This is a genomic window from Coprococcus aceti (genome assembly GCF_025567285.1).
GTDB classification, from domain to species: Bacteria; Bacillota; Clostridia; order Lachnospirales; family Lachnospiraceae; genus Coprococcus; species Coprococcus aceti.
Map to the genome: position 1 here is coordinate 66224 of NZ_JAOQJT010000005.1, position 25411 is coordinate 91634.

At 36.1% G+C, this 25411-nt stretch carries 22 protein-coding genes and 3 pseudogenes; 23 read left to right on the forward strand and 2 right to left on the reverse strand.

Annotation, left to right across the window (positions count from 1 at the left end; all coding sequences use genetic code 11):
- Positions 1–32 precede the first annotated feature (32 nt).
- From OCV54_RS08285 to OCV54_RS08320, 8 genes and pseudogenes are all read left to right on the forward strand, one after another.
- Positions 33–509 carry an acyltransferase gene (locus OCV54_RS08285; protein WP_262563276.1) on the forward strand — a complete coding sequence of 159 codons (477 nt, stop codon included), beginning with the start codon at positions 33–35 and terminating at the stop codon, positions 507–509.
- Positions 510–540: 31 nt separating this feature from the next.
- Positions 541–1734 (forward strand): O-antigen ligase family protein, encoded by a 1194-nt coding sequence (locus OCV54_RS08290; protein WP_055223494.1) that lies wholly within the window; start codon positions 541–543, stop codon positions 1732–1734.
- Positions 1727–3244: a lipopolysaccharide biosynthesis protein gene (locus OCV54_RS08295; protein ID WP_055223496.1), complete on the forward strand. Its 1518-nt coding sequence runs from the start codon at positions 1727–1729 to the stop codon at positions 3242–3244. Before OCV54_RS08290 ends, OCV54_RS08295 begins: the two co-directional genes overlap by 8 nt.
- Before the next feature lie 11 nt (positions 3245–3255).
- The gene (locus OCV54_RS08300; RefSeq protein WP_055223499.1) at positions 3256–4329 is read left to right on the forward strand and encodes an acyltransferase family protein; all 1074 of its coding nucleotides are present in this window, start codon (positions 3256–3258) and stop codon (positions 4327–4329) included.
- A gap of 57 nt (positions 4330–4386) precedes the next feature.
- Positions 4387–6108, forward strand: a complete 1722-nt coding sequence (locus OCV54_RS08305; RefSeq protein ID WP_055223501.1) for a phospho-sugar mutase — start codon at positions 4387–4389, stop codon at positions 6106–6108.
- Positions 6109–6172: 64 nt separating this feature from the next.
- Positions 6173–7993, forward strand: a complete 1821-nt coding sequence (locus OCV54_RS08310) for a phospho-sugar mutase (RefSeq protein WP_055223503.1) — start codon at positions 6173–6175, stop codon at positions 7991–7993.
- Between the two features lie 65 nt (positions 7994–8058).
- Positions 8059–8988, forward strand: coding sequence for a type I phosphomannose isomerase catalytic subunit (locus tag OCV54_RS08315; protein ID WP_242859641.1), 930 nt, complete (start codon positions 8059–8061; stop codon positions 8986–8988).
- 192 nt (positions 8989–9180) lie between these two features.
- A pseudogene (locus OCV54_RS08320) lies at positions 9181–9846 on the forward strand (glycosyltransferase family protein); the annotation flags it as partial.
- Positions 9847–10311: 465 nt separating this feature from the next.
- On the opposite strand, the pseudogene OCV54_RS08325 reads toward OCV54_RS08320, so the two are convergent.
- Positions 10312–10764 (reverse strand): annotated as a pseudogene (locus tag OCV54_RS08325) (ATP-binding protein); the annotation flags it as partial.
- Between the two features lie 39 nt (positions 10765–10803).
- Complete coding sequence (locus OCV54_RS08330; protein WP_055223508.1) at positions 10804–12540, reverse strand: hypothetical protein; 1737 nt, start codon at positions 12538–12540, stop codon at positions 10804–10806.
- Positions 12541–12761: 221 nt separating this feature from the next.
- On the opposite strand from OCV54_RS08330, the gene tnpA reads away from it, so the two are divergent.
- The 15 genes and pseudogenes from tnpA (at position 12762) to OCV54_RS08410 (ending at position 25277) form a co-directional block, all read left to right on the forward strand.
- Positions 12762–13139 (forward strand): IS66 family insertion sequence element accessory protein TnpA, encoded by a 378-nt coding sequence (gene tnpA, locus OCV54_RS08335; RefSeq protein WP_201309374.1) that lies wholly within the window; start codon positions 12762–12764, stop codon positions 13137–13139.
- Positions 13129–13305, forward strand: a complete 177-nt coding sequence (tnpB, locus tag OCV54_RS08340; RefSeq protein ID WP_082431302.1) for an IS66 family insertion sequence element accessory protein TnpB — start codon at positions 13129–13131, stop codon at positions 13303–13305. Before tnpA ends, tnpB begins: the two co-directional genes overlap by 11 nt.
- Positions 13306–13330: 25 nt before the next feature.
- Positions 13331–13660: a hypothetical protein gene (locus tag OCV54_RS08345; RefSeq protein ID WP_055223512.1), complete on the forward strand. Its 330-nt coding sequence runs from the start codon at positions 13331–13333 to the stop codon at positions 13658–13660.
- On the forward strand, positions 13657–14619 hold the full coding sequence (gene rfbB, locus OCV54_RS08350) for a dTDP-glucose 4,6-dehydratase (RefSeq protein WP_055223514.1): 963 nt from the start codon (positions 13657–13659) through the stop codon (positions 14617–14619). The genes OCV54_RS08345 and rfbB overlap by 4 nt, the downstream gene beginning before the upstream one ends.
- A 19-nt stretch (positions 14620–14638) precedes the next feature.
- Positions 14639–16351 carry a hypothetical protein gene (locus tag OCV54_RS08355; protein WP_055223516.1) on the forward strand — a complete coding sequence of 571 codons (1713 nt, stop codon included), beginning with the start codon at positions 14639–14641 and terminating at the stop codon, positions 16349–16351.
- Between the two features lie 63 nt (positions 16352–16414).
- Positions 16415–16921 carry an NUDIX hydrolase gene (locus tag OCV54_RS08360; protein WP_055223518.1) on the forward strand — a complete coding sequence of 169 codons (507 nt, stop codon included), beginning with the start codon at positions 16415–16417 and terminating at the stop codon, positions 16919–16921.
- A gap of 269 nt (positions 16922–17190) precedes the next feature.
- Positions 17191–18492, forward strand: coding sequence for a metallophosphoesterase family protein (locus tag OCV54_RS08365; protein ID WP_055223520.1), 1302 nt, complete (start codon positions 17191–17193; stop codon positions 18490–18492).
- Between the two features lie 17 nt (positions 18493–18509).
- Positions 18510–18902: a hypothetical protein gene (locus tag OCV54_RS08370; RefSeq protein WP_055223522.1), complete on the forward strand. Its 393-nt coding sequence runs from the start codon at positions 18510–18512 to the stop codon at positions 18900–18902.
- Complete coding sequence (locus OCV54_RS08375; protein ID WP_262563277.1) at positions 18895–19191, forward strand: hypothetical protein; 297 nt, start codon at positions 18895–18897, stop codon at positions 19189–19191. The genes OCV54_RS08370 and OCV54_RS08375 overlap by 8 nt, the downstream gene beginning before the upstream one ends.
- Positions 19192–19604: 413 nt before the next feature.
- Positions 19605–20483, forward strand: coding sequence for an Abi family protein (locus OCV54_RS08380; RefSeq protein WP_055223534.1), 879 nt, complete (start codon positions 19605–19607; stop codon positions 20481–20483).
- A gap of 556 nt (positions 20484–21039) precedes the next feature.
- Positions 21040–21780, forward strand: a complete 741-nt coding sequence (locus OCV54_RS08385) for a hypothetical protein (RefSeq protein WP_055223536.1) — start codon at positions 21040–21042, stop codon at positions 21778–21780.
- Positions 21781–21929: 149 nt separating this feature from the next.
- Entirely contained in the window at positions 21930–22178 is a 249-nt protein-coding gene (locus tag OCV54_RS08390) for a hypothetical protein (RefSeq protein WP_055223538.1), read from the forward strand.
- Between the two features lie 178 nt (positions 22179–22356).
- The gene (locus OCV54_RS08395; RefSeq protein ID WP_242859642.1) at positions 22357–22677 is read left to right on the forward strand and encodes a restriction endonuclease; all 321 of its coding nucleotides are present in this window, start codon (positions 22357–22359) and stop codon (positions 22675–22677) included.
- 66 nt (positions 22678–22743) lie between these two features.
- Positions 22744–24675, forward strand: a pseudogene (locus OCV54_RS08405) (ATP-binding protein).
- On the forward strand, positions 24675–25277 hold the full coding sequence (locus OCV54_RS08410) for a hypothetical protein (protein ID WP_055223540.1): 603 nt from the start codon (positions 24675–24677) through the stop codon (positions 25275–25277). Before OCV54_RS08405 ends, OCV54_RS08410 begins: the two are co-directional and overlap by 1 nt.
- The last annotated feature ends 134 nt before the right edge of the window (positions 25278–25411 follow it).

Sequence of the window (25411 nt, forward strand, 5' to 3'; positions counted from 1 at the left end):
CGTTTATTTATAGAGCGTGGATACAGCATCGCTTGAATAGAAATGGAAATTTTTTGAAATTTAAAAATAAAACATTGCCGTTTTCATCACAAATTGATTGTGAAAATGGGGCTAAATATAAAATTGAGGGATTGATTTTGAGGGATAGATGCAGTGTAAGGGTTAGAAAAGGTGGAAACTTAAATATAGGTGATAATGTTGCGTTTAATAATAATTGCATATTAACATGCAGAGGTGAAATTACAATTGGAGCAGATACTAATATTGGACCAAATTGTGCAATCTTTGATCATGACCATGATTATATGTCGAAGAATAGGATGGATAACTACAAAATTGGTTCTATAATGATTGGAAAAAATGTTTGGATAGGAGCAAATGTTACAATATTAAAAAATAGTGTAATAGGTGATAATTGTGTAGTTGGTGCAGGAAGTGTTGTAAGAGGGGAATATCATAGCAATACTTTGATAGTAGGCAACCCCGCCGTAGAAAAAAAGGTGATATGACAATGGTTCACATAATCTTGGAGGTGTTTAGGTGAATAAAACAATCAAAGTAGATAATAAAAGTATAGAAGGAATTATATACATAGCATTCCTTTTGGGATATTTACTGCAAACATCATATTTACCAACACAATTTAGAAGTGTACGTGTTATTATGATCTCTTGCTATTGTGTGGGATATCTATTTTGTGCATTTGAATTATTAAGATCTAAATATACTACCAGATGTTTTATACTTACTTTTATATTCGTCCTGACTGGAATAGCAACTCTCATTTCAAATAAGTCTATAGATTATATTATTGCATCAACTATGCTTAATTTTCTCATGGTGACTATATGCGTAAAAAATGTTAGTTTTGAAAAAATAATTAGAATTGATCTAACTGCCAAAATTTCTTTTACCTTAATGCTTGTAATACTATGCTGTTGCAATATTGTAAAAAACGTAACGACTGCTCGTACAGGTGGAGTTGTTAGATATTCAATGGGATTTGCACATCCGAATCGTTTAGGGGCAATGCTTTTTTTAATAGTGCTTTATCTTGCCTATATCAGAAGAGAAAAGCTTAACTTGAAGGACATGATTTTTCAATTTTTTATGCTTGTTGTAACATATAAATTAACAGATTCAAGAAGCAGTGAATTGGGAATCGCAATGGTAATAATACTAACATTATTCCGTTTGGTATATAAGCGCAGGAAAAATAAGAACTTTAGCAAAATTCAAAGATATTTAATTGTAATAGTTGCTGTATCTATGATTGCTGGGATGTTTTATTTGACCGCAAACTATAATTCCAACAACTCTAAAATGAGCATACTTAACATGCTATTTAACTCTCGCTTGGAATTGGGGCAGTTAACTCTTAAATATTATAAGCCATCGTTGTTTGGTGCGGGAATCCAAACATATGCGTGGGAAGATGTTTTATCACAGGGAATGTCTCATGCATTGGTTGGATCAGATATCTTATACTTGTATATTTATCTAAACTATGGAATTATTTCATTATTTATATATTTATATGTAATAGTAGTAGCTATAATTTACGCCGCAAAAAATGATAAATGGGGATGCTTGAGTTTGATTATAATTTTGATTATTTCGTGTATGGAAAACCAATATCTTCCAGTAGCATCAAACGTGTTTATTTTGTATTTTGGAATGTATTTGAAAAATCCAAGATTGAAAAGAATACAAGTAGGAGCTAATAATGATTAAGAAATATAATGATAATAAACTAATTGCATTTAATATGATATGGTCTATAGTGGCGGTTGCTGTAAATTACGCCATAACTTTTTTTATGACATCGTATGTTACAAATACTGCTGGAGCAGAGGCTTTTGGTTTTGTGACTTTGTCAAATACGCTTACATCTTATATAGATGTAATTTCAATTGCATTAAATGCGTTTGCGTGTAGATATATATCAATAGCGTTTCACAAGGGAAATATAGAAGAGGCAAATAAATATTTTAACTCGGTTATCATTGCAGATACTGTGTTGTCTATATTTATTATTGCAATTGGTATACCTACAATATTTAACTTAGAACGTATTTTAAATATTTCAGAAGAATTAGTTTTCGATGTAAAAATATTATTTGTATTAACATTGTTACGATATACGATTACTATTATTGGCACAGTTTTTTCTGTTGGAACATTTATAACAAATAGAATTAGCTTTTCAGAACGACAGAAAAGTATTAGTTACTTAGTACAAGGATTTTTCTTGATTTTTTTATTTGGAATATTTGGTACGAGAATTTGGTATGTTGGTATAGCATTGCTGATTGCAAGTGTGTATGTGTTTGTAACGAATATACACTATACTAGAGTACTTACAAGTGAATTGAGATTTAACATTTCAAAATTTGATACGGTTGCGGTAAAAAAGCTTATTTCATTGGGAATATGGAATTCAATTAATAATTTTGGTAATATTCTTAATAGTGGATTGGATTTGATTGTAACAAATCTTATGCTTTCTCCATCTATAATGGGAGAGATATCGATTGGGAAAAGTTTGGGAACGATTTGTAACTCATTACTAGAGTCTGCAACGAATTCGTTTAGACCAAAGCTTCTGCAAGTATATGCATCAGGAAATATAAAAACATTAGTTTCAGAGCTAAAAAAGGCAATGAAAACTACTGGAATGATTTCAAATATAATATTTACGGGGTTTGTTGTCTGTGGTAGGGATTTATTCCGATTATGGCTTCCTACTCAAAATACTGAGTTTTTATACATAATTGCAGTAATTGTTTTGATGAGTGATATTATTATAGGTGTGGTAAAACCTTTGTATTATGTGTTTACACTTACAAAGAAATTAAAACTTCCATGCTTTATAACAATTACAACTGGTATAATCAATGTTATTTCAATGTATATTTTGATTAAATATACAAGCCTTGGTGCATATGCTGTTGTTCTTACAACGTTGGTGCTTAATTATGTTCATTTTTTTGATACTCCAATTTATGCGGCGTTTTGCCTAAGAGAAAAGCTGACTACATTTTATTCTTCAATTATAGAACATTTTTTGACTTGCTTTATTCAAGTCTTTTTAATGTATTGGGCATTTTTTCGATTCCCCAATTGCAATAATTGGTTAATGTTTGTTTTAAAATGTGCAATGGTAGGTGTAGGAACAATTGTGATAAATGCTATAATCATATTGTTGGAAAAGTATTGGAATAGAAGACGTCAGCAAGCATAGGAAGGAGCAATATGGCAGATAACAAAAAAAATAAAGAAATAGAATTGCTCCGTATTTTTGCAACGATTTTGGTGGTCCTTGGTCACAGTGGTTTTTATACCATTACAACATCTGTTGGTTCTATGGGATGTGACTGGACAAAATATATTTTGGATGGAACAATCATTTATAAGATAATAGGTTTTGGAACAAGAATTATATATTCATGCCATATGCAACTTTTCATACTTATATCAGGAATGGTGTTTCAAATTTGCTTGAATGGTGGTAAGTATAAAACAACTTTAGAACTATTAAAAAATAAAATTTCAAGATTGATTATCCCATATATTTTAGTATCAATATTATATAATATTCCAATATTATGGTGCGCAAATTATTTCGAAAAAAATGCTTATAATGTGATATTATATTTGATCGGGTTTGGGAAAAATCATCTATGGTATTTGGTAGCATTGTTCTTTATATTTGTCCTGACTTATATTTGCAACTTTATCTTGAAAAGATTTATGAAAGTTCAGAAAAAAACAGCAATTGTAGCAATGATGATGCCAGCATTGATTATGTATTTGCTGAACGATTATATGGGAATTCATGTGCCAGAGATAGCTTATATAGATAGAGTTGCGAAGTATTGGATGTGGTTTTTAATAGGAATGATTTTGGTTGAATTTGAAGATAAGATTAAGAAAGTCTTAGAAGAGAAGACTATATTGAAAATTTGTGGAATGTTTGTAATATGGATGTTCTTTTTCTTGTTGGTAGATAAAGGTAAAAGTATTTTCCTTTTTGAAGAACAAATATTTGGAATATTATTTTGGTATTCTATTTGTTATTGGATGATTAGTCGATTCCATGATCTACTAAATAATCGAATCTTGAAATTGATAAATACTCATTCTATGGATATTTATTTATATGGTGTTCCAGTAAATTATATAATAATGACAATATTAATACATATAAATGGCGTTATACATATGAATAATATAACTAGTTTGTTTCTATTTGTGAGCCGAAGTTTTTTCCAAATAATTGTAGGTATTGCAATACCAAATTTACTGAAGAAGTTAAAACATTTATAATCGTTATATGAAAAGAGAAAAAAATAATACAATTTTACAAAGAGAGGGGCAATTATTATGAGTTATAAGGATGAGTATAACTATTGGCTCAGTTCGGATTATTTCGACGAAGCTACACGGGTAGAGCTTCGCGGACTTACGGACGAGAAGGAGATCGAAGACAGATTCTACAAAGGTCTTGAGTTCGGAACAGGCGGCTTGCGTGGCGTTATGGGCGCGGGCAGCAACAGGATGAATATATATACTGTGCGCAAGGCTACGCAGGGACTTGCAAACTATATATCAAAGACAGGTGTGGAGAGACCATCTGTTGTGATTTCATATGATAATAGAAATAATTCTTCGAGATTTGCACTTGAGACAGCACTGTGCCTTTGTGCATCAGGGATAAAGGTGTATTTATTTGATGAACTAAGACCAACGCCGGAGCTTTCATTTGCAGTTCGCTATCTGAATTGCCTTGCGGGAGTGAATATCACAGCAAGTCATAATCCAAAGGAATACAATGGATACAAAGTTTATTGGAGTGATGGTGCACAGATCGTATCACCACAGGATAAGGAGATCATAGCTGAGGTAAACGCAATATCTGATTATACTTCAATTAAGACTATGAGTGAGAATAAAGCATTAGGATCTGGCTTGCTTTCATATATTGGAAGCGATGTAGACGACGCATATGCAGCAACTCTGCATAAGCTCACAATGGCACCAGCGGAGATAGAAGCAGCAAAAGATATTAAGATCGTTTATTCGCCGCTCCACGGAACAGGACTTAAGCCGGTTAAGAGAATGCTTTCAGAGATGGGATTCTCAAATGTATATATCGTAGAGGAGCAGGCTGTTCAGGATGGCGATTTCCCAACACTCAGATCACCAAATCCAGAGTCTCCAGAAGCATATATTTTGGGAGTAGAACTGGCAAAGAAAGTCGGAGCTGAGATTGTGCTTGTTACTGATCCTGATGGGGATAGGCTGGGAATGTACAGCCTTGATAAGAAGTCAGGTGAATACAAAGAGTTTACCGGCAATATGTTTGGCGCTCTTGTCTGTGATTATGTTCTTATGCAGAAGAAAGAAAAGGGCATTCTTTCAGAGAATTCTGCGGTTACAACGACGGTTGTAATAACCGATATGGTAAAGGATATTTGCCACAAATACGGAGTGTTCTGCGACTATAACAATCCTATAGGTTTCAAATATATAGCGACAAAGATAAGAAATTATGAGGCTGATGGCAGTCATACATATGAATTTGGACTTGAAGACAGCTTTGGCTGCCTCCCTGGAACATATGCGAGAGATAAAGATGCAGTTGGTACTGTCATGCTTCTCTGTGAGGCGGCAGCATACTATGCAAACAGGGGAATGACTTTATGGGATCGTATGTGTCAGCTATTTGATGAGTTTGGATACTACAAAGAGAAGATCACTTCTGTGAAATTTGCCGGTAAAGAGGGCGCCGAAAAGATTTCTTCTATGATCCAGAATCTTAGAGAGAATCCGGTTTCTTCTGTGGGCGATTACACTGTCACAGAAATATATGACTACAAGCTTGGAACTACAACTGATATGTCGACTGGCGCGGTTGTCGAGGGTGGACTTCCTAAGTCGAATATGATCTATTACCAGCTTTCGGATGGCGCATGGTTTCTTGTAAGACCATCAGGAACTGAGCCAAAGATAAAGTTTTATTACGGTGTTAAAGGTTTATCTGCTTCTGATTCCGCAGATAAGCTGTCTGAGCTTGGTGATCTCGTTAAGGGCATGTTTGAGTAGATTGGCGTATTCAGACAGGGATCAAAAGCTATAATATAGATTGGCAAATGAGGAGAAATTAATTATGGATTATAGAAAAGAGTATGAGTTCTGGCTTCAGTCTGATTGTTTTAACGAGGAGACCAAGACGGAATTAAGGGCAATTACAGACGAGAAGGAAATAGAGGATAGATTCTACAAGAATCTCAAGTTCGGAACTGGTGGTATGCGTGGAATCATCGGTGCCGGCACAAATCGTATGAATATATATACGATTACAAAGGTTACTCAGGGACTTGCAAACTATATTCTTGAGGTTGGATCTAAGGCTTGTGAGATGGGTGTTGTTATTGCACATGATTCAAGAATTATGTCTCCAGAATTCTGTGAGGCTACAGCACTCTGCCTGAACGCAAATGGTATCAAGACATATGTATTTGATTCGCTTCGTCCAACTCCAGAGCTTTCATTTGCGGTAAGAGAGCTTGGATGTATAGCAGGTATTGTAATAACAGCAAGTCACAATCCACCTGAGTACAATGGCTATAAGGTATATTGGGAGGACGGTAGTCAGATAGTTGCCCCTCATGATAAGAATATACTTGCTCATGTGGCAGCCGTTCCAGGGTTTGATGCTGTTCGAACAATATCAAAGGAAAAAGCAGTTGCAGATGGATTGTTCAATATGGTTCCTGCTAGTGTAGACGAGCATTACTATGAGGAGCTTATCAAGCAGACTATACATGGAGAGATCATACCGGAAGTAGCGGATGACATCACGATTGTTTACACTCCACTTCATGGAACTGGAAATGTGCCAGTGAGAGAAGTTTTAAAGAGACTCGGCTTTAAGAAGGTTTATGTGGTTGAGCCACAGACAATTCCGGATGGCAATTTCCCAACTGTCAAATATCCAAATCCCGAGGAACCGTCAGCATTTGCAATGAGTATTGAACTTGCAAAGCAGGTAGATGCAGATGTTATCATGGCTACAGATCCTGACGCAGACAGGCTTGGTATATATGTTAAGGATACAACAGGTGTGTGGAAGGATACTTCATTTGGACAGGATCCGGCGTATCCATATGTGCGTTTCAATGCAAATATGACGGGCTCACTCATGGCTGAGTATGTATGCAGGGAAAAACTTACTATGGGTACTCTTCCGGCAAATGGAGCCATTTGTAACACGATAGTCAGCTCGACTCTTCCGGAAGCTATTGCTGCTGAATATAACTTGAAGTATATAGAGACACTCACTGGCTTTAAGTATATAGGTGAGCAGATCAAGCTTTTTGAGGAGAATCATACATATAAGTTTGTATATGGCATGGAGGAGAGCTTTGGCTGTCTGGTAGGAGATTACACGAGAGATAAGGATGCCTGTGGTGCTGTAGTTATCCTTTGTGAGATAGCAGCATTCTACAAGAAGCAGAACAAGACTCTCTGTGATGCCATGGAAGAGGTATATAAGAAGTATGGTTATTATTTTGAGGGCGCATATGGCATGACACTCAAGGGTGTTGACGGTGCCGCTCAGATAAAGGCAATAATGACTCAGTTCAGAACTTCGGATATGAAAGAATTTGCAGGGCTTAAGGTTGAGGCAGTTCGAGACTATGAGTCAGGAATAAGAACATCATTGATCAGTACAGAACCAGATGCTTCAGCGGATGCAAGCTGTTCAGGCACCGGTCAGTCTGGAACGCAGGCACAGACTAACATGGGACTTCCGAAGTCCAATGTCATGTATTATGAGCTTGAAAATCATGCATGGTTTGCTGCTCGTCCATCTGGTAATGAACCGAAGATCAAGTTCTACTTTGGAGTTAATGAGGATTCTCTTCATGCTGCACAGGATAGGATTGCTGAGATGCAGGATACAGTAAAAGATATGCTTGCGTAGTTTGGTTGCTATGGGAATATAATGAAAGGTGAGGGATCATATAATTGAAAAAAGAGATTATTTTCTTGAATCCAGTATTTACTCATAATATCTGGGGAGGAACAAAACTCAGAGATGAATACGGATACGACATTGAAGGTGATGATATAGGTGAGTGCTGGGGAATAGCAGCTCATGAGAATGGTAACTGTACCATAAAAGAAGGTATGTACAAGGGAGAGACGCTGGCGGGACTTTGGTCTGAACATAGAGAGTTATTTGGCAACATTTATGGAGACAGATTCCCTCTGCTTGTAAAAATCATTGATGCCAAGGCGGATCTTAGTATTCAGGTTCATCCGGATGATGCATATGCGGCCTCACATGAGAATGGCTCTCTGGGCAAGATGGAGTGCTGGTATATTCTTGATTGTAAGGAAGATGCATCACTTGTGGTAGGCCATAATGCCAGAACTCATGAGGAACTTGTAGATATGATACAAGGAAAGCGCTGGAGTGATTTTATCAGAGAGATTCCGGTCAAGAAGGGGGATTTCATTCAGATTGACCCTGGCACAGTTCACGCTATAAAGGGTGGCATAACGCTTCTTGAGACACAGCAGAATAGTGATATCACATACAGAGTATACGATTATGACAGACTTTCTGGTGGTAAGCCAAGAGAATTGCATGTAAAACAGAGCATAGATGTCATAACGGTTCCTGCAAAGCCGGTTTCAGATAGTGTCGTCAACGTTAGTGCAGGAAAGGCGAATGAACTCTCAAAGCTGATCAGTTGTAAGTATTATGATGTGTACAAATTGGATGTTGAAGGTAAGGCAACTATAGACATATCGGATAACCCATTTACGATCATGTCGGTGGTTTCAGGTGAGGGAAGCATTGATGGACACGCGCTTACCAAGGGCGATCATTTTATTCTGCCTTGTGGATATGATGTTGCTACATTTGAAGGATGTATGGAGATTGTTGCTTCGACGGTGCCGGTTGCCTGATGGTGCAGTGGTGAAGTGATAAAGGTTCTTTGTGTATAGGGGGTGTCTTCGGTTGTTGTTAGCTAGTATCCACAGAGTAATTGTTGCAACGGATGGCATCCACATCCGCACAGTTGAAGGTCTAAGCCCTTGGCAATTTTAGTAGATTGTCATTTGGAGGGATAGTAGGTGCCTGACCCCATGAACAAAGCGGTTGATTATGCATTTCAGTATATTGAGGATATTCCGGGGGAGCTGCCGGCAGGCAGAACTAAGCCATGGGGAACAGGACAGGCCGTGCTTGCTGCTAAAGCCGTGCTGAAGACCCCATTTGTCGTGATAAATGCAGATGATTATTATGGCAAGGAAGGCTTCAGATTGGTTCATGAGTGTCTGGTGAACGGAGGACAGTCATGTATGGCTGGATTCGTACTCAAGAATACATTGTCTGATAATGGTGGTGTGACCAGAGGCATTTGCAAGATGGACGATCAGAATAATCTGACAGAGGTGGTGGAGACCAAGAATATCGTCAAGACTGTGGATGGTGCAGAGACGGATGGCACAGCCATTGATACGGAGTCTCTGGTGTCCATGAACATGTGGGGACTGACACCGGAATTCCTGGATATGTTGGAGGCAGGATTTGCGGAGTTCTTTGAGACTGAGGTTCCTAGTGATCCACTTAAGGCAGAGTTCCTTATTCCTACATTTATAGGAGAACTTCTGGATGAGAAGAAGATGACGGTTAAGGTTCTCCGGACGAATGATACCTGGTATGGTATGACGTATAAGGAAGATGTTGAGGCTGTTAAGGAGAGCTTTAAGGGGATGATTGAGGACGGTGTGTATGAGAAGGATTTGTTTGGGGATTTGTAGATAGGATGTTTATATGGATGTGATGTGATGTGATGTGATTGCCAGCCCGGGAGGGCTGGCAATTGGTGGTTACGGGGAACTTAATGAGGATAAAATTTATTGAAATAGAAATACTTATTAAATTAAATATATTTAGGAAAAGAGTTTAAGAAAAAATCAGATAGCATTTTAATTTAAAAGATTTTATCTTGGTTTATATAGGTAGTAAATAATAAATATACTAATAGTAGATTACTAAACTATAGAGTTAAATGCTATAATATTATATTATTAGAGAGAATGTAACCAAAGATAACGATTATAAGAGGTGTTTATAGTGACTGAAATTTTATAGTAAAGGGGAAGTTAATATGGCGCAATATTGTATTTCTAAACATAACTGAATATTCTTGTGCGGTAACACCGCCAATCCGGCAGACGGGAAAACGTCTGTCCGGACGAGCGGGAACCGCTTAATGTATGAGTTTACTCACACAATGATTTATCCAAGCCATACACCTCTCGCATGGATCTGTTATGTTCAGCATCAATGCACATGATATTTATTCGGTAACTGTCGTGTGCAATACGATCAATTATCGCATCAGCCAGCGGACTGTCTTCACCACCAAGCTGATCGTACCATTCTTCGAATACATACTGTGAACAGAAGATAGTTGAGGATTTCTTGCGTCTCCGATGAAGAAGTTCAAAGATATCTTTCTGCTCTGTATCAGTTGGTTTGAGAAGCATCCATTCATCCAGAACGAGAAGCACTGGATTTGAATATTTGGCCATAACTTTACGGTAGTTTCCTTCAGTTCGTGCAATGTCTAGATCCATGAGCAAGTCTGGCATACGGACATACCTGGTGTTGTAATACTGCTTACATGCTTCCATACCAAAGGCACATGCCATGTATGTTTTACCACAGCCTGTTATTTCACAACCCCTCCACATAAATAATATATAACCAAGTTAGAATTTTCCTGATTTAGTCCATGTCTTTGTATATTTTTTTGAATAATCTCCAGAGACAAACTTAAGATTATAAGTATAGCCCAATGCGTCGGCAAGAGAATAAACAATAACCTTATTGTCTTTATTCTTAAGTTTCGTTCCTTTTTTTAATCTGAGCTCATTATTGTATTTTACTTTTGTTTTATCACTCTTAACTTTTACACAATACAATTTCGCCAATTTATTTCCAGCAGCAAGAATACCCTTACCTACCACTCCGGCACCTATTTTTTTGAAAAATGCACCTATTCCCATTTTAAGTCCAGCACTTGTTGTATTAATTATAAATGCTTGAGCATCTTTCTTCTTATTAACTGTATTTGCATCATGCTTTGTCATTTGCTCTGAAATCTTGATGATTGCTGTAGATGGGTCTGTTTCAATCGACATGCCATTAACATCCTCAACTTCCACCCCAACCGTTTTATAGAAAGTTGAACTTGGATCAAGCATAGTTGCAGTTCTAACTGTCATATAATTAATTCTTACATTAACATCATCTACAATATATGTACATGCAGCAAACAGCAGGTTCTTATATGCTTCTGTAGCACCATAACATGTAACTACCTTATTTGAAATTACGTCACCATTCAGGACTTGCTTCATATAACTTGCTGCAACATCGCCCCTCACTGGATTTCTATCTTTACTTGAAACACAAAGTTTTTTTACTATTGGATTAATAATCTTTATATAGTCTGTCTTATTGTAACCATTAAATGTATAGTCATTTCTCTGTTTAACATTAAGAGTCTTTAAAACACGCCCAAACTCGTCCTTGATAGTAATTGTGCATTTACGATTAGGCGCCTTTGAATTCAAAGGTACTTTCGCACAATAAACCATCAAGCCCAAGGAATTTGTCCCTAAAGTAATCTTCTTTGTTGCCTTGTAGATTTTTCCATCTTTTGTCTGGTTAACCAAGTATACATAATTACCAGTACACTCAACAACTAATTTATAATTACAACTCATTGGATATGCTGCAACAAATTTGTCTTTCATTCCTGAAATACTGTTACAAGTTGTGCCCCAGAGATTCTGATTTGTCACAAGAATACCTGCAGCATTAAACTCAAAACCATCACACTTATATTTCCCATTATATTTGAACTCTAACTTAGGATAAGTCTTGTCAATTAATTTTTTCTTGCATCTTTTACAATATTTCTTATGGCAGCCCTCTTTAGTTTTTGTAGGATTTTTCTTAGTTTCTGTCCAATAGTGTCCCAGCTTTTTCACTGCTGTTCGTGACAAGATTTCACCACATTTTGTGCATTTCTGAATTTTATATCCACTGCTAGTACATGTTGGTTTTGGATTATATGTGAACTGGCCATTATTAACATGTCTACATATTTTTGGATATATGATTTTTTTATCAATCTTATTACATCTTGTACAAGACTTTCTGTAATATCCTCTTTCACTTTCTGTAGCCGATTTCTGTTCTACTTTCCACTTGTGACCTAACGCATTACCAGTAGTTTGAGTACTTAATACCTTTCCACACCTAGAACATTTTACAACTTTTTTCCCCTTTTTCGTACAAGTCGCTTTTATTGTACTAATACTTACACTACCTGCATGTGGGCAAGTTGATGCATACGCTTTTACCGGCACTATGCATGACATGATTAAAAATAACGCTGGAAAAATTAGCATTATCTTCTTTAAATAGTTGTTTTTCATATTTGCTCCCTCTTTCCTTTTTATTTGCAAACAATCTATCTATTATAGCAAACTTTTTATAACAATTCAATAAATTTATTTTAGGTTTTTGGTCAATATTAACAAGTTGTGATGTAAACGCTCCATAGCCGGTACCTACCCATATTACCCGAATTTTGCGATAATTACCTCAACTAGTTGGAAAATAAGAGCGAAAAATCCAAATATTCGGGAAGTAGATTATGGCAACGCGCCTTGCTATTCGGGAAAAGCAGCTTGCGACTTGGACCGCGATTATTCAGGAATGTAGGAACAGTGGCATGAAAACAAAGGACTGGCTTGCTGAAAATAACATATCAAAGGATCAGTATTACTACTGGTTCAAGCAGCTGAGACTGGCGGCGTGCATGCAGGCATCAGGTTCTCAACCAGAATTGCCAGTTGAATCGGAGAAGCCACAGATAGTCAAGTTGGAATGCGCTGATTATCAGAATGACCTTGATTCGTGCAGCAGTTCAAAGATAAGGATAGACCGTGGTAGCAAACACATAGAGATCGCTGGCGGTGCTTCTCCCGCAGTGATCCGCTCCATCGTGGAGGTCCTTGTAGATGCTGAATGACACAATTGGGTTTTCTGAAATATACATAGTATGTGGCAGAACAGATCTGAGGTATGGTATAGACAGTCTTGCCGGAGTACTCAAATCTATCGGCATAGAGAACCCCGCAACGGCAGGGACGCTTTACTTGTTCTGCGGAAGAAGATCTGACAGGATCCAACCGTAACAGATATGGAAGATCTACAGAAAAAATGGAAAGCAGTCAGCTTTCGTTTCAGGAAGTAAATGGTGAACTGATCATCATCTTCAATGAAACAGAAGCACTGGCGGATGAAAATGCCGATGAACTAACCGAAGAAGTGATACAGAAGAGATCAAAAAAGCGGAAAGGCAAACGTGCCGAGGATCTGTCCGGACTTCCAAAAGAGATAATCAACCACGATCTCAGCGAAGATGAATTTAGAGCATTATACCCTGACGAAGAATGGAATAAACTGCCTGATGAAGTATACCACAGATACAGCTTATGTTATACTTATACCAAACACAACTTGTTTTGCACAAAGAGGTATAACATATGAAGATTCTTATCACCGGCGGAGCTGGGTTTATTGGCAGTAATTTTATTTTTTATATGATGGACAAATATCCTGAGTATGAGTTTGTGTGCGTGGACAAACTCACATATGCGGGAAGTCTGGATACGATTAGACCTGTCTTGGACAGGCCTAATTTTGTTTTTTATAAGGCGGATATATGCGATAGAGGTGAGATGTATCGTATATTTGAGGCGGAGAGGCCGGATGTGGTCGTGAATTTTGCGGCAGAGTCGCATGTAGACAGATCTATAGATAACCCGGAGGTGTTCCTTGATTCTAATATCAAGGGGGTGTCCGTGTTGATGGATGCATGTATGCGATATGATGTCGGCAGATTTCATCAGATCAGTACGGATGAGGTGTATGGAGATCTGCCTCTTGACAGGTCGGATTTGTTATTCACTGAAGAATCGCCTATTTGTCCGAGCTCGCCGTACAGCAGCTCGAAGGCGGCTGCAGATCTTTTGGTTATGGCTTATCATAGAACGTATGGCTCACCGGTTACCATCAGCCGGTGTTCAAATAATTATGGACCATACCAGTACCCTGAGAAACTTATCCCTTTGATGGTGACAAATGCATTGGCAGACAGGCCACTGCCTGTTTATGGACAGGGTATAAATGTCAGGGATTGGATACATGTGGATGACCATTGCCGTGCCATAGATACGATATTGACCCAGGGAAAAGTTGGTGAGATATACAATGTGGGTGGTCATTGTGAACGGACAAATATTGAAATTGTAAGGATGATTTGCAGGGAATTGGGTAAGCCCGAGTCACTCATAACATTTGTCACCGATAGGAAAGGCCATGATTTGCGGTATTCTATTGATTCAACTAAGATTGAACAGACTCTTGGCTGGCGGCCGGAAGTGAATTTTGATGATGGAATACGGAGAACTATCAGGTGGTACGCAGATAGGTTGAGGGGAATGTAGGATACGGGAGTGTGAAGGAATGAGTAAATATGTATATTTGTTTGAATTGGATTCTGTGCGCAAAACAGATGAGGAGATAATTGCGGGACAGGCTGCCTTGTACGATGAGATTGTGACAAATGGTAATATAGTTGTCTTGACTTATAATCAGATGGTGGATTCGAGGGGCTTTTTCAGCCTGCTAAAAAACGGAGAATACAAAGAGGCTTTGCTGAAATTGTTTGATAGTGGGGTTATCAAGATATCCCAGTATGGCGATATACGTACTGTGTCCCAGTATTTGATGGATTCGATAGAGGATGACAAGCAATTTATATATTCCGCACTTCCATTGAAATATAGCCAGAAACGACTTACCGCAATTATGAAGAGGTGCCTTCTGTATTCTGATTTGTCTGAAATATATGAGTACGGTCAGATGGCTTTGGCACTAAAGAAGAATGAGAATGGTGAGCAGCATAATGATGATTATAAGAACAGGCGAGATGAGCTCATAGATATATTTGTTGAAGTGGACAAGAATGGTGAGCACCAGACTAATCTATCCTGGGATGCTATGGCTGAGATATTGGAGAACTTGTATAGCTTTATGGAAACCGTGATCAAATTGAGCATGATGCATGATATATACATAAGTCCAAGGGCTGATGGTGAGTTGGGCTGTTGGAAATTCAGTTCGATATTGGATAAGGTTATACGTTTATATGTTCCGAAAGATAATGTGGAGCTGTGGGGAAGTGCTCAAACGATACTTGATAACATATATAAGCAAAATAAGAATGAAAATAATCGTTCAGTGTATATCAGAAAGCTTAAAAAATTGGTAGAAACAGGCACAAATGTCAAGGGGTGTCAATATGCACAGGCAATTGTTGATTTGTGTTATAACTATGCTTGCGAGAGCAGTATATCAAACGTGTCAAGGCATTATGATGTGATGGATTTAGAAGATTGGGGTAGTGCCTGCCATGGTGAGAATACATTTGAATGTGACTTTTCTAAGCGATTGAAGCGCACGTGGGATGGTGGAAGGAAACGTGATGAAAGATATCTTGTTGATGAGAAAAATGATTTTAAGACATTCAAACTGGGAAAATATAGCCCCCCAAAGATCGTTAATGCTGCAAGAATTGTAGGTTATGTCAAGGATAAACCAGAAATAGATAGGAATTATGTATTCTATTATGAGAATAACGCTAAGAAGGACAAGCATAGAAGAAAACTGAAACTTTTATGTGGAATATTGAAGAAAATAGTATTTGCTATTTTGTGTTTTCTAATAGTGATAAGTCCCGAACTGACAGGTGATTATTGGACCGCAAAAGCTATGCAAAATAGTTGGATAAAACCTGCTGTAGCATTTTGGAATTCGGTTCCTTCGGGTATTCAGACAATGGTTATGCTGATCATTACAGAGATCGTGACTTCGCTCATAGCTAAGATTCCTGGACTTGATGCTTTGTCATTATCAGAATCCTTAGCGGAAATCTGGCAACTGCTTAGGGATATGGTTCGGATTACCTTTAGAAAAAGTAAGGCATATGTGAATTCGGTCATGAAAGGATTAGATAACTCTGAACATTTTTGTGAAGGCGAAAAAATAAGATACACATTGACAAAAGAACTGAAGAGATATTTAAAGCTTTGTGAAGATAGGAATATAACAAATGAGGATTCGGAATATAAATCGTATCCGATAGCGTCCCTGGATACTTTAGAGGCCAGAAAATAGATCCTCCGTGACGAGGAGCTGCATAGCCGTAAATATGGAGTTGTTTACAGCAGCGCATATAATATGATGGTGGTAGACCCGATACGCAAGGATGATAATGAACTTATGGCGTATGAGAGAGTCCTGCCAAATGGAAACGATGGTGTAGTGATTCTGGCGAAGCACAATGGAAAATATGTTTTGCTGGAACAGTTCAGACATGCAATCAGAAGAAGACAGTATGCATGCCCTCGTGGTTTTTCTGATCAAAATTGTACACCGATTGAAGATGTACGCCGTGAGATTAGAGAGGAACTGGGCGCCGATATAATAGGAGAGCCGATTGAACTCGGCCGTATAGCCGCCGACAGTGGCCTCACGGGGGGATGCGTCCATGTATTTTTGACCAATATAGGCGCCTACAAACAACGTTGCGGCCATGAAGGGATTATATCTACCATTGAGTTAACAAGGAAACAGATGGAGATATGGGTTAGTAAGAAGAGGATAGATGATGGATTTACGCTGGGGGCGTTGGAGCTGGAGAGGTGTTGGCGCTTGAAGCGGAGAAGAGCCAGGGTGGAATTGTAATGTGTTATATGTAATATGGGAGAATGGTTACAAATATGATAAGATTTGCTATATAATATAAATTGAAAAAGGCGGAGAGATGTAAGTCTCTCTGTTTTTTTTTAAGTTTTTCTATATTGTATAGACTTTGATATAGCTATATATTACAATATACATATTGTTGCAACTTAAGATTCAGAATAATAATATATTATAACTCATATATAAATACATTGGGAGGATAATACATTTTCAGATAATAGGATTATATACGGAGAAGGTGGCAAAGAATGTCAAGAATTAGATGGATTCATTTTTCAGATTTACATCTTAATTTAACTGGAACAGAAACCAAAAGATTACGCGAAAATCTTTTGGAGTATTTGGACACTATAGTTGGAAAAATTGATTATGCATTTTTTACGGGAGACATTCGACATGCACCAAGTGGAGATTTCCCTTCAAATGCTGGAAAAGAAATAGAAAATATATGTAATGCGATTGGCTTGCCAGAGAAACGTTTATTTATAGTGCCAGGGAATCATGATATAGATAGAAATTGTTCTAAAAAAAATAAAGTTATTAATCGGATGTTAAGTGGGGAAAACAGATACAAGTCAGAAGATGGAATAATACTGGAAAAGGATATTGTTTGTTTGTGCAAGGCTAAAAAAAGTTTTTATAAGTTTGTTGATGGGGTTGACTCAAAGTGGATTTATAAAGAACAATTAACTGATACAAGAAATCCGCACTTTTTAATAATAACGGATGATTTTAATGTGATTCATATTGATTCAACGCTGTTTTATAGTGAACAACGACAGAGAGATTTTGTTGTTGGAACATACCGAATACAGGAGTTGTTGGAAGAAGCGGATGCTAATAAAATGACAATTATAATGTCTCATTATTCTTTTGATTTCATTGAAGAAAATGAAAGAAGGGAATTGATTGCTCTTTTTAATGATCATAATGTTGCTATGTGGCTTGCGGGGCATGAACACAACCTTTTGGCGAGGAGGCAGCATGATCTATTTTATGAATTTCAAGCAGGAAATTTATATTTGGAGTATGGGGCACGAACATGTTTCCTGGTTGGGGAGGTTGATACTGATTCGGGACAAGGTGTGGTAGAATCTCATGCATGGTTTCCGCAAGGCGGTTGGGCAATTTATCCATTTTTATCACTAAACAGACCAGATTGTTCTAAATATAAATTTAATTGTAAGAAGCAGAAATTCACATCACATACTGAGAATAAAAAGGCGGATTTAAGGAATGCAGTACATGATTTACTTCGAACTAATAGAAAGTTGTTTGAGATATATGGACCTAATGAAACAAATATGGAAGATATAACTAGTGAAAAAAAGAAAATATGGAATCAGATTATTAACAGCAATATAATTCCTAATAGTAAAAAAGTAGTAGAGCTATTGACTGAAAATTATGATGTGTTAACAGAAAGAGACAAAGAAATATTTGTAGAATATCAGGCGCATATAAATGGATTTATTAGAAATCATGAGGGAAATGGGCATGTGTTTGATGCTCCTAGATTTCCAGATGATATGAATAAAATATTGTATTAGAAAGGTGGATGATAAATATGTCGTTGACTTCAAGACGTTTGCTAAAAACAGCAATAATATTTTTTGAGAAAGTTATGATGGAGCATGAAAAAGTTGAAAAGATTGATTTAGTAGAAGAGGATGATTACAAGGCGGTTTTTGAGATATATCTAGCAGATGGAAGGATCCTAGTTACTTATATAGGAGATGTATACGTTTTAACAGCTGCTGATGTCAGAGAAATAGTATCTGAGTATGAGGTGGTAGACTGTATAGTTGTTGTAAGTAATTGGGACGAATATACATCAGAAGCAAAAGAAATTGCAAAGACTATGGGAATTGGTGTGTTTAAATTGAAAGAGTTTATGAAGGCTATTAATTATAATGGAAAAAAGTTTTTGGATACATATATTGAAAAGACAATTGAGTGATAATAAGACAATTTATAAATATATGACAAAATACAATATTCAACTCTATTTATTTGGATCTGCAAGAGTTAGTAAAAAGCCTAATGATTTAGATATTTTGTTAATATATCCTGATATAAGTAAGGTTACTGAAGCATTAGAATTGAAAAAAGAGTTGATAAGTTATTTGCAAGAATTAAATTGTAAAGATATACATATGGTATTGATGACTGTTCAAGAAAATGATGAGATTAATTTTGTAAAAAAAGAGGGAGCAATAAGGTTTAATATATGTAGAAAAGGTGAATAAAATAGGCAAAAATTGGGGCATATTATCTATAGCATATTCAAAATTAGATAAATATGCAATGTTTATAGATGGAATTGATTGCAAGAACAGTTAATAACTGTAGTTGGGAAGAGTGATAGATTCTCAGTTCCCATATTAAATCAAGAACCATTATCAGAATATTTATGGTTGTTAAAGCAGGAAAGTCAGGATTGGTATGTGAAAGAGAACACTTAATAGCAGACATTTCCCATTAAAATTCCAATCATCATATAATGATTTCGAGTTGATGAAAAGTAGAGCGAGGTAATGCACATACTTGAAAAAAACGTTGTTTTTTTTATGAAAATCGCATATACTAATATCAACAGAACCCAACACGCCTCTCAACGATGCGGACCACGTTGGGTCTTTTAATTTTAAGGAGAAAATATATGGGAGAACTGAAACGACATCAACCATCAATGTCAATTGATGAACAGGTGGAGAATTTAAAGACACTGGGATTAGTTATCAGCGATGAAGATTATGCAAGGCACATATTGAATGATATATCATACTTCAGGCTGATTAAGGCATATAGTTTGGGTTTTAAAGCAAAAAATGGGGACTATGATGAAGGAGTAACGTTTGAGCAGATTGTAGAGTTATACCTGTTTAATGCTAATTTCAGACAGATAACATTTGCTGAGATAGAGAAGATAGAAGTAAATGTTAGATGTAGAATTGCCAATTACTTTGCGGAAACATATGGAGTCCTTGGTTATATGAATTCTGAAAATTTTGTTGATGAAGAATATCACAGATCTTTTTTAGAGGATATAAAAGAGGAAGTTGGCCGTAATTCTAAAGCCCCTTTTGTGAAAAACTTCAGAACTAATTACGAGGGTGGAGATTTACCGATATACGCTCTGGTAGAGGTATTCAGTTTTGGGACTCTTTCAAAATTTTATAAAAATATGAAAAATACAGATAAAAAAGCGGTAGCTAAAAGCTTTGGAATTGGATATACATATTTAGAGAGCTGGCTGGAGAGTATTTCTTATGTACGTAATATCTGTGCACATTATGGGCGGTTGTATAATGCAAAACTATCAAAGACACCTATCTTGTATAAGGAATATTCCCAACAGGGAATAGGAAATAATAGAATGTTTGGTGTATTATTATGTATGAGACACATTCTGTTGCATGATAAACACTGGAATTTATATGTAGACCAAATAGAAGCATTAATAGAGAAGTATGAAAAAGTAGATGTAAGGACAATGGGATTTACTGATAATTGGAAGGAATTATTGGAGATAGGTTAAGCTTGAACTGGTAGAGACAGATGAATAATATTGAGGGGCAAAAAAGGCGGGACACCCGCCTTTTTGTATGGAGAAAACATGAATTGATTAAGTACTTTTGTTGACGAGTCTAGTACATTGGGGACGACGAAAGATCTGAAAATGTTGGAGGTAGGACTTGGGGTGTTATTTAGATTTCTGTATAAAACAGGTTGGATATTTATATAGAACTAAAATCAAAAATTTATGAATATAGAAAATTAGAAGGATTTACTATATTTATGGTAGTATTGAGTAACATATAGAAATTGTATCAACGATTAAGGATCATAGAAATTAGAAAACATGTAACATTATGATAATTTAGTAGGTAATTATATTATTGTTCTAAGTTAATATTTGCAATTTGAAGCGGTGATTGCTAATTTAAGATATGGTATTTATTTTTACAATAAGAAAATAATTCACAGATTCATTTGGAATTACGCATGAAGTTGTAAAAGATACCTAATGTTGAGAAAGAGGAAGTTAGGATTAAAAAGTCATTATTAAGAGTTGGGGTGAAATGTAGAATACAATGAAATCGGTTGAATTTAATAAAGAAGAAATAGATGGTTTTATAAAAAACAATAGGATGAAATATATAACGATTAGTTTAACTATACCATGCGGATTGATATTATCATTTATATTAGCTTGCATAAGTATTGATTTTAAGAAGCTTAAAGGAGTACTTATTGAAAATATTTTAAAACCAGAAGCGATTGATAGTCTAATGCAGGTTATGAGCAAGTGGCTCATCATTTCTGTTATTCTTCTTGTTATAGCACTTTTATTAATTTTTACTCGGGTAAATAATGACGATGAAGCCTTTTTGTCGTGGAAAAAGACGATATATATTTTCATTGAGCTGGTATTAATATTTCAAATATGTTTACCATTATTTACGGTGGTAATAGTAATATTACTTTTACTATTGTATCTATTTTTTTTCTCTTCTGTGATATTAAAAAATATAATTGGATTCGTTACATATTGTTTTGGAGAAATTGTTGAAAAAATCTGTACTTCGTCAGGAATAACTTTAACATATGGGGAGTTTATAGGGCAAGATAGGTATTCCTACTTTTTGTCAATTATAACGTTCTTAATATTGACGCCATATCTTTTATCTCTTATGTTAAAAATAATTATTTTATTCTTTGAAAAAATAACGGGAAATAAAATTGTGTCATTGATTTTTAAACCGGCGCAATTCTTAGTTAGTGTTAATTGTTTGCGTTATATTATATATTGCTGTTTTTTACTAGTGTTTTAACATATAGTGTAAATGTATCACAGACAGATTTTGTATTTTCTATCGCCAAAGAAGCGTTGTTAGAATTTGTTATATTAGATACAGTGGTATATTCAATCGTATCAAACATAAGAGAAAAGAAGAGAAAGCGTAATCGGCAAATTATAAGAATGAATTTTATTTCGTTTAAGTATGATTTAGAGTTTGTTTTGTCTGCAATTGTTATGTATAACTTAAAGGATAAAGAAATAAAAGCATGCATTAAGTTTTCTGAAGATTTAGATGGGATTATGGTGCAAAGAAATGCAAATGAGATACATGAACTGTTAAAAGAAATTTCTTCTGAATACTATAGTATTGAGATTTTGGAACAGAAAACAAAAGTTGCGTTGAATAGAATACTTGATTTGATTGAATGATTACATATTAAATATAATATGTTTTATATCTAGGTATCGTATCGGTATTTATGTACTATACAGCAGTGATTGATTCTTATTGGACTGTTATGCATATAAATATGGAGCTGAGGAAAATGTTGTTATATGCAAAAAGACAAAGGAAAAAGATACAATAGAGTTTTATTGGAGATAAAAGATGTTTAATTACAAAAACCTGTGTGATTATGAATTTGAAATATTGTGCAAAGATATAATGCAGAAGAAGCTGGGTGTCCCCCTTCAGATATTTGCGAGGGGACGAGATGGCGGCATAGATATAACTGATGATACTGTGAGCAAAAATGTTGTTATACAGGTCAAGCATTATATCAACAGCAAATACAGTGATCTTATATCAAGCCTGAAGAAGGAGGTTTCTAAGGTTGCCGAGCTGAAACCGGAGAAATATTATGTGTGCAGCGCATTGGAGCTAACCCCGGCAAATAAGATGGAGATTTTCGATTTGTTTGCAGAATAAATGGAGGGTTCATGTAATATATTGTCGTTGAATGATATAGATGAGTATCTGCAGGATCCGGCAAATATGGATATAGTGCGCAAGCATTACAAATTGTGGCTTGAATCCACAAATATATTGGCAGAGATTAATAGCAGAGATATTTTTATAGATTGCGAAACGCTTCTCTACAATATAAAAGAGGAACAGAGAGAATTTGTTGAAACATTGAGCTATAGACAATGCATAGATGTCCTTGAGCGTAATCGTTTGTTGATGATCCTTGGAATGCCGGGAACTGGAAAGACCATGACGACCAAGATGCTTGCTTTGTATTACGCAGCACTGGGTTACCGGATTATTTATACGACAAATGGGGATTTGCAGAGCATAAAGAAAGCTTTGTCAGTTGATAAGGAATCTAAAGAGATTATTCTGTTGGATGACTGCCTTGGACAGTATTACTTCAGAATGAAGGACACCTAGGAAAATGAACTCATGTCTTTGATCAAATATGTGCTGATGCATAAGAACAAGAAACTTATCATGAACTCCAGAGTGACAATATTTCAGCATGCAAAGGATTCTTACATAGAGCTGAACAGTTTTATAGACACGGAGAAAGTGCGACTCCAGTATATTGATATGGATTCTATGGCCATTGAAGACAAGGGCAGGATATTCAAGAATCATTTGTATTTCAGAAATATACCATCGGATCATTATGCTCAGATTCTAAAAAATAATAATTATCGCTGGATAGTCAAACACAGGAATTATACACCGCGTATCATAGAGTATGTTACGCGGCAAAATGTATCCAGCAAGATTGCTGCAGATGAATATTGTAATTTTATAATGAGATGCCTGGATAATCCTACTGAAATCTGGAGAGATGAGTTTAACAACAGGCTCAAGGCGGAGGATAGGATTTTCCTTACTTCACTGTTTTCGTTGACGGACGTTGGAGTGGAGGACAAGGTACTGCGCAGAGTATTCAATGCTCGTATTACGAAAAGAACTGATATAGATACAACCCGAAATGTGTGGGAAGCAGTATTGGAGCGGATGGAGGGAACATTTGTCAAGATCATAGAGAACAAAGGCGTGCGGCAAATTGGAGCTATCAACCCATCTGTAAATGATTTTTTGAAGAATTATCTGGACGAGAATGAACCTGAGGTTGAAGAAATCGGGAGAAACGCCACGGAATATATTCAGATTGTCAGAGGATTCGGCCCGGACATAGTGGATATTGTTAGATCTGGAGATGCAAGTAAATACAATTTCAAAAGCGATGTTGAAAGGCAGCTTGTCATATTGTCGAATATATGTGAGCTGGGTATATGCATGGAGCAATACAGAGATATTGTCAGGACGTTTGTGGAGTCTTTGCCATATGCGTTTTGCAATGAGGCAAGTATATTTACAGTAGTGCCTTCTTTGCTCTCGGAGCCTCTGGCACCATATTATGGTACACGTGAACATTTGTCGTCAGAGGAATTGGAAGATCTGCTGGATTCGATGGATTTTGATGATTTTTGTGTATTTGAAGAAAATCTGAAGAATAATGGACTGGAACTGTGTGAACTGGTGGACAGTGATGTTGTTCTGGAAAAGCTGGACAAGGCCATGCGGGATTACATAGATGGATATGATAGATCCGAAAGTTATACAAATCAGGATACATATGAACTTTTTAAGGAGAATACGATATACAACGGAGCGTATCATGAGGTTGATGTAGATAAGGTTGTAAATATTTTAGCGGATTGCGTGCGGGATGATATATATGACGATGTGACAGGTAAATTGGCAGTATTTCCCAGGGCAATAACCGATGACATTGATTTATCCAGATATGATATCCGGGCAGATACTGGCGAGATCGAGAGTTATGTGTGCGATGTGCTTGCTGATCCTGGTGACAGAGATTATGGCGATTTTTATGATGGTGATAGTTCTTATTCGGGGCATTTGGATGGGATGGATGAGTTGGATTTTATATTTGCGGAGTGATGGCTTTAGGCATACTAAGCAATGAGTTAATATCATTGCTAACATGGACAGAAAAAATATACACATGTTTACTAATTAAGATAAGGGAAAAGATTATGAATAAGGGTAAAGAAAGAAAAAAATGTTATGTTGATTTAAAAAAAGAATTTACTATTTACAAATATGTATGTCGTAGACGTATAAAATTTAATGAGAGAAAAAGTTTGAACGATCTAGTTAAATTCGATACCCATAATGAATGGATACACTATGTAGTATGTTCAAATAAAGTCTATTCAAAAGATGAACTAGAGGAATTTAGAGCATATCTCATACAAAGACAAAGAAATATTAATCCGAGTAAGGAGTATTGGTCACTATCGGTGCCGGTTTGTATGACTATAATCCTCGATAGAGCGATGAATATGTTGGATGTTTTGGGAAAAATTCAAAAGAAATCAGTGGGAATAATAATGGTTATAATTATAGGAGTGTTTGTTATTGAAGTATTTATAGTAGGAGTACTGGTGTTTCTTATAAAAAATATAGGAGATTATGAAGATAGAATAAATTTTTATAAAGATTATATATCTATAATTGAGAACATGATAAAAAAATTATAGTAAAATTCTATGTTGTACAATACTAAGAGTTAAATCAAATTTTTATTTGTTCACAATAATTTCGGGGGGATATAACCAGCAAAACTAAGTCAAAAATGCTCCTTGAAATACCCCACCCGCTTCTATATAATTAA

Coding starts and splice junctions, on each gene's coding strand:
- OCV54_RS08390 (WP_055223538.1), top strand. CDS start 21,930: ATGAATTTTATTTCGTTTAAGTATGATTTAGAGTTTGTTTTGTCTGCA.
- OCV54_RS08365 (WP_055223520.1), top strand. CDS start 17,191: ATGTCAAGAATTAGATGGATTCATTTTTCAGATTTACATCTTAATTTA.
- OCV54_RS08300 (WP_055223499.1), top strand. CDS start 3,256: ATGGCAGATAACAAAAAAAATAAAGAAATAGAATTGCTCCGTATTTTT.
- OCV54_RS08310 (WP_055223503.1), top strand. CDS start 6,173: ATGGATTATAGAAAAGAGTATGAGTTCTGGCTTCAGTCTGATTGTTTT.
- OCV54_RS08360 (WP_055223518.1), top strand. CDS start 16,415: ATGATGGTGGTAGACCCGATACGCAAGGATGATAATGAACTTATGGCG.
- OCV54_RS08305 (WP_055223501.1), top strand. CDS start 4,387: ATGAGTTATAAGGATGAGTATAACTATTGGCTCAGTTCGGATTATTTC.
- OCV54_RS08370 (WP_055223522.1), top strand. CDS start 18,510: ATGTCGTTGACTTCAAGACGTTTGCTAAAAACAGCAATAATATTTTTT.
- rfbB (WP_055223514.1), top strand. CDS start 13,657: ATGAAGATTCTTATCACCGGCGGAGCTGGGTTTATTGGCAGTAATTTT.
- OCV54_RS08355 (WP_055223516.1), top strand. CDS start 14,639: ATGAGTAAATATGTATATTTGTTTGAATTGGATTCTGTGCGCAAAACA.
- tnpB (WP_082431302.1), top strand. CDS start 13,129: ATGCTGAATGACACAATTGGGTTTTCTGAAATATACATAGTATGTGGC.
- OCV54_RS08410 (WP_055223540.1), top strand. CDS start 24,675: ATGGCTTTAGGCATACTAAGCAATGAGTTAATATCATTGCTAACATGG.
- OCV54_RS08385 (WP_055223536.1), top strand. CDS start 21,040: ATGAAATCGGTTGAATTTAATAAAGAAGAAATAGATGGTTTTATAAAA.
- OCV54_RS08380 (WP_055223534.1), top strand. CDS start 19,605: ATGGGAGAACTGAAACGACATCAACCATCAATGTCAATTGATGAACAG.
- tnpA (WP_201309374.1), top strand. CDS start 12,762: ATGGCAACGCGCCTTGCTATTCGGGAAAAGCAGCTTGCGACTTGGACC.
- OCV54_RS08395 (WP_242859642.1), top strand. CDS start 22,357: ATGTTTAATTACAAAAACCTGTGTGATTATGAATTTGAAATATTGTGC.
- OCV54_RS08295 (WP_055223496.1), top strand. CDS start 1,727: ATGATTAAGAAATATAATGATAATAAACTAATTGCATTTAATATGATA.
- OCV54_RS08330 (WP_055223508.1), bottom strand. CDS start 12,540: ATGAAAAACAACTATTTAAAGAAGATAATGCTAATTTTTCCAGCGTTA.
- OCV54_RS08345 (WP_055223512.1), top strand. CDS start 13,331: ATGGAAAGCAGTCAGCTTTCGTTTCAGGAAGTAAATGGTGAACTGATC.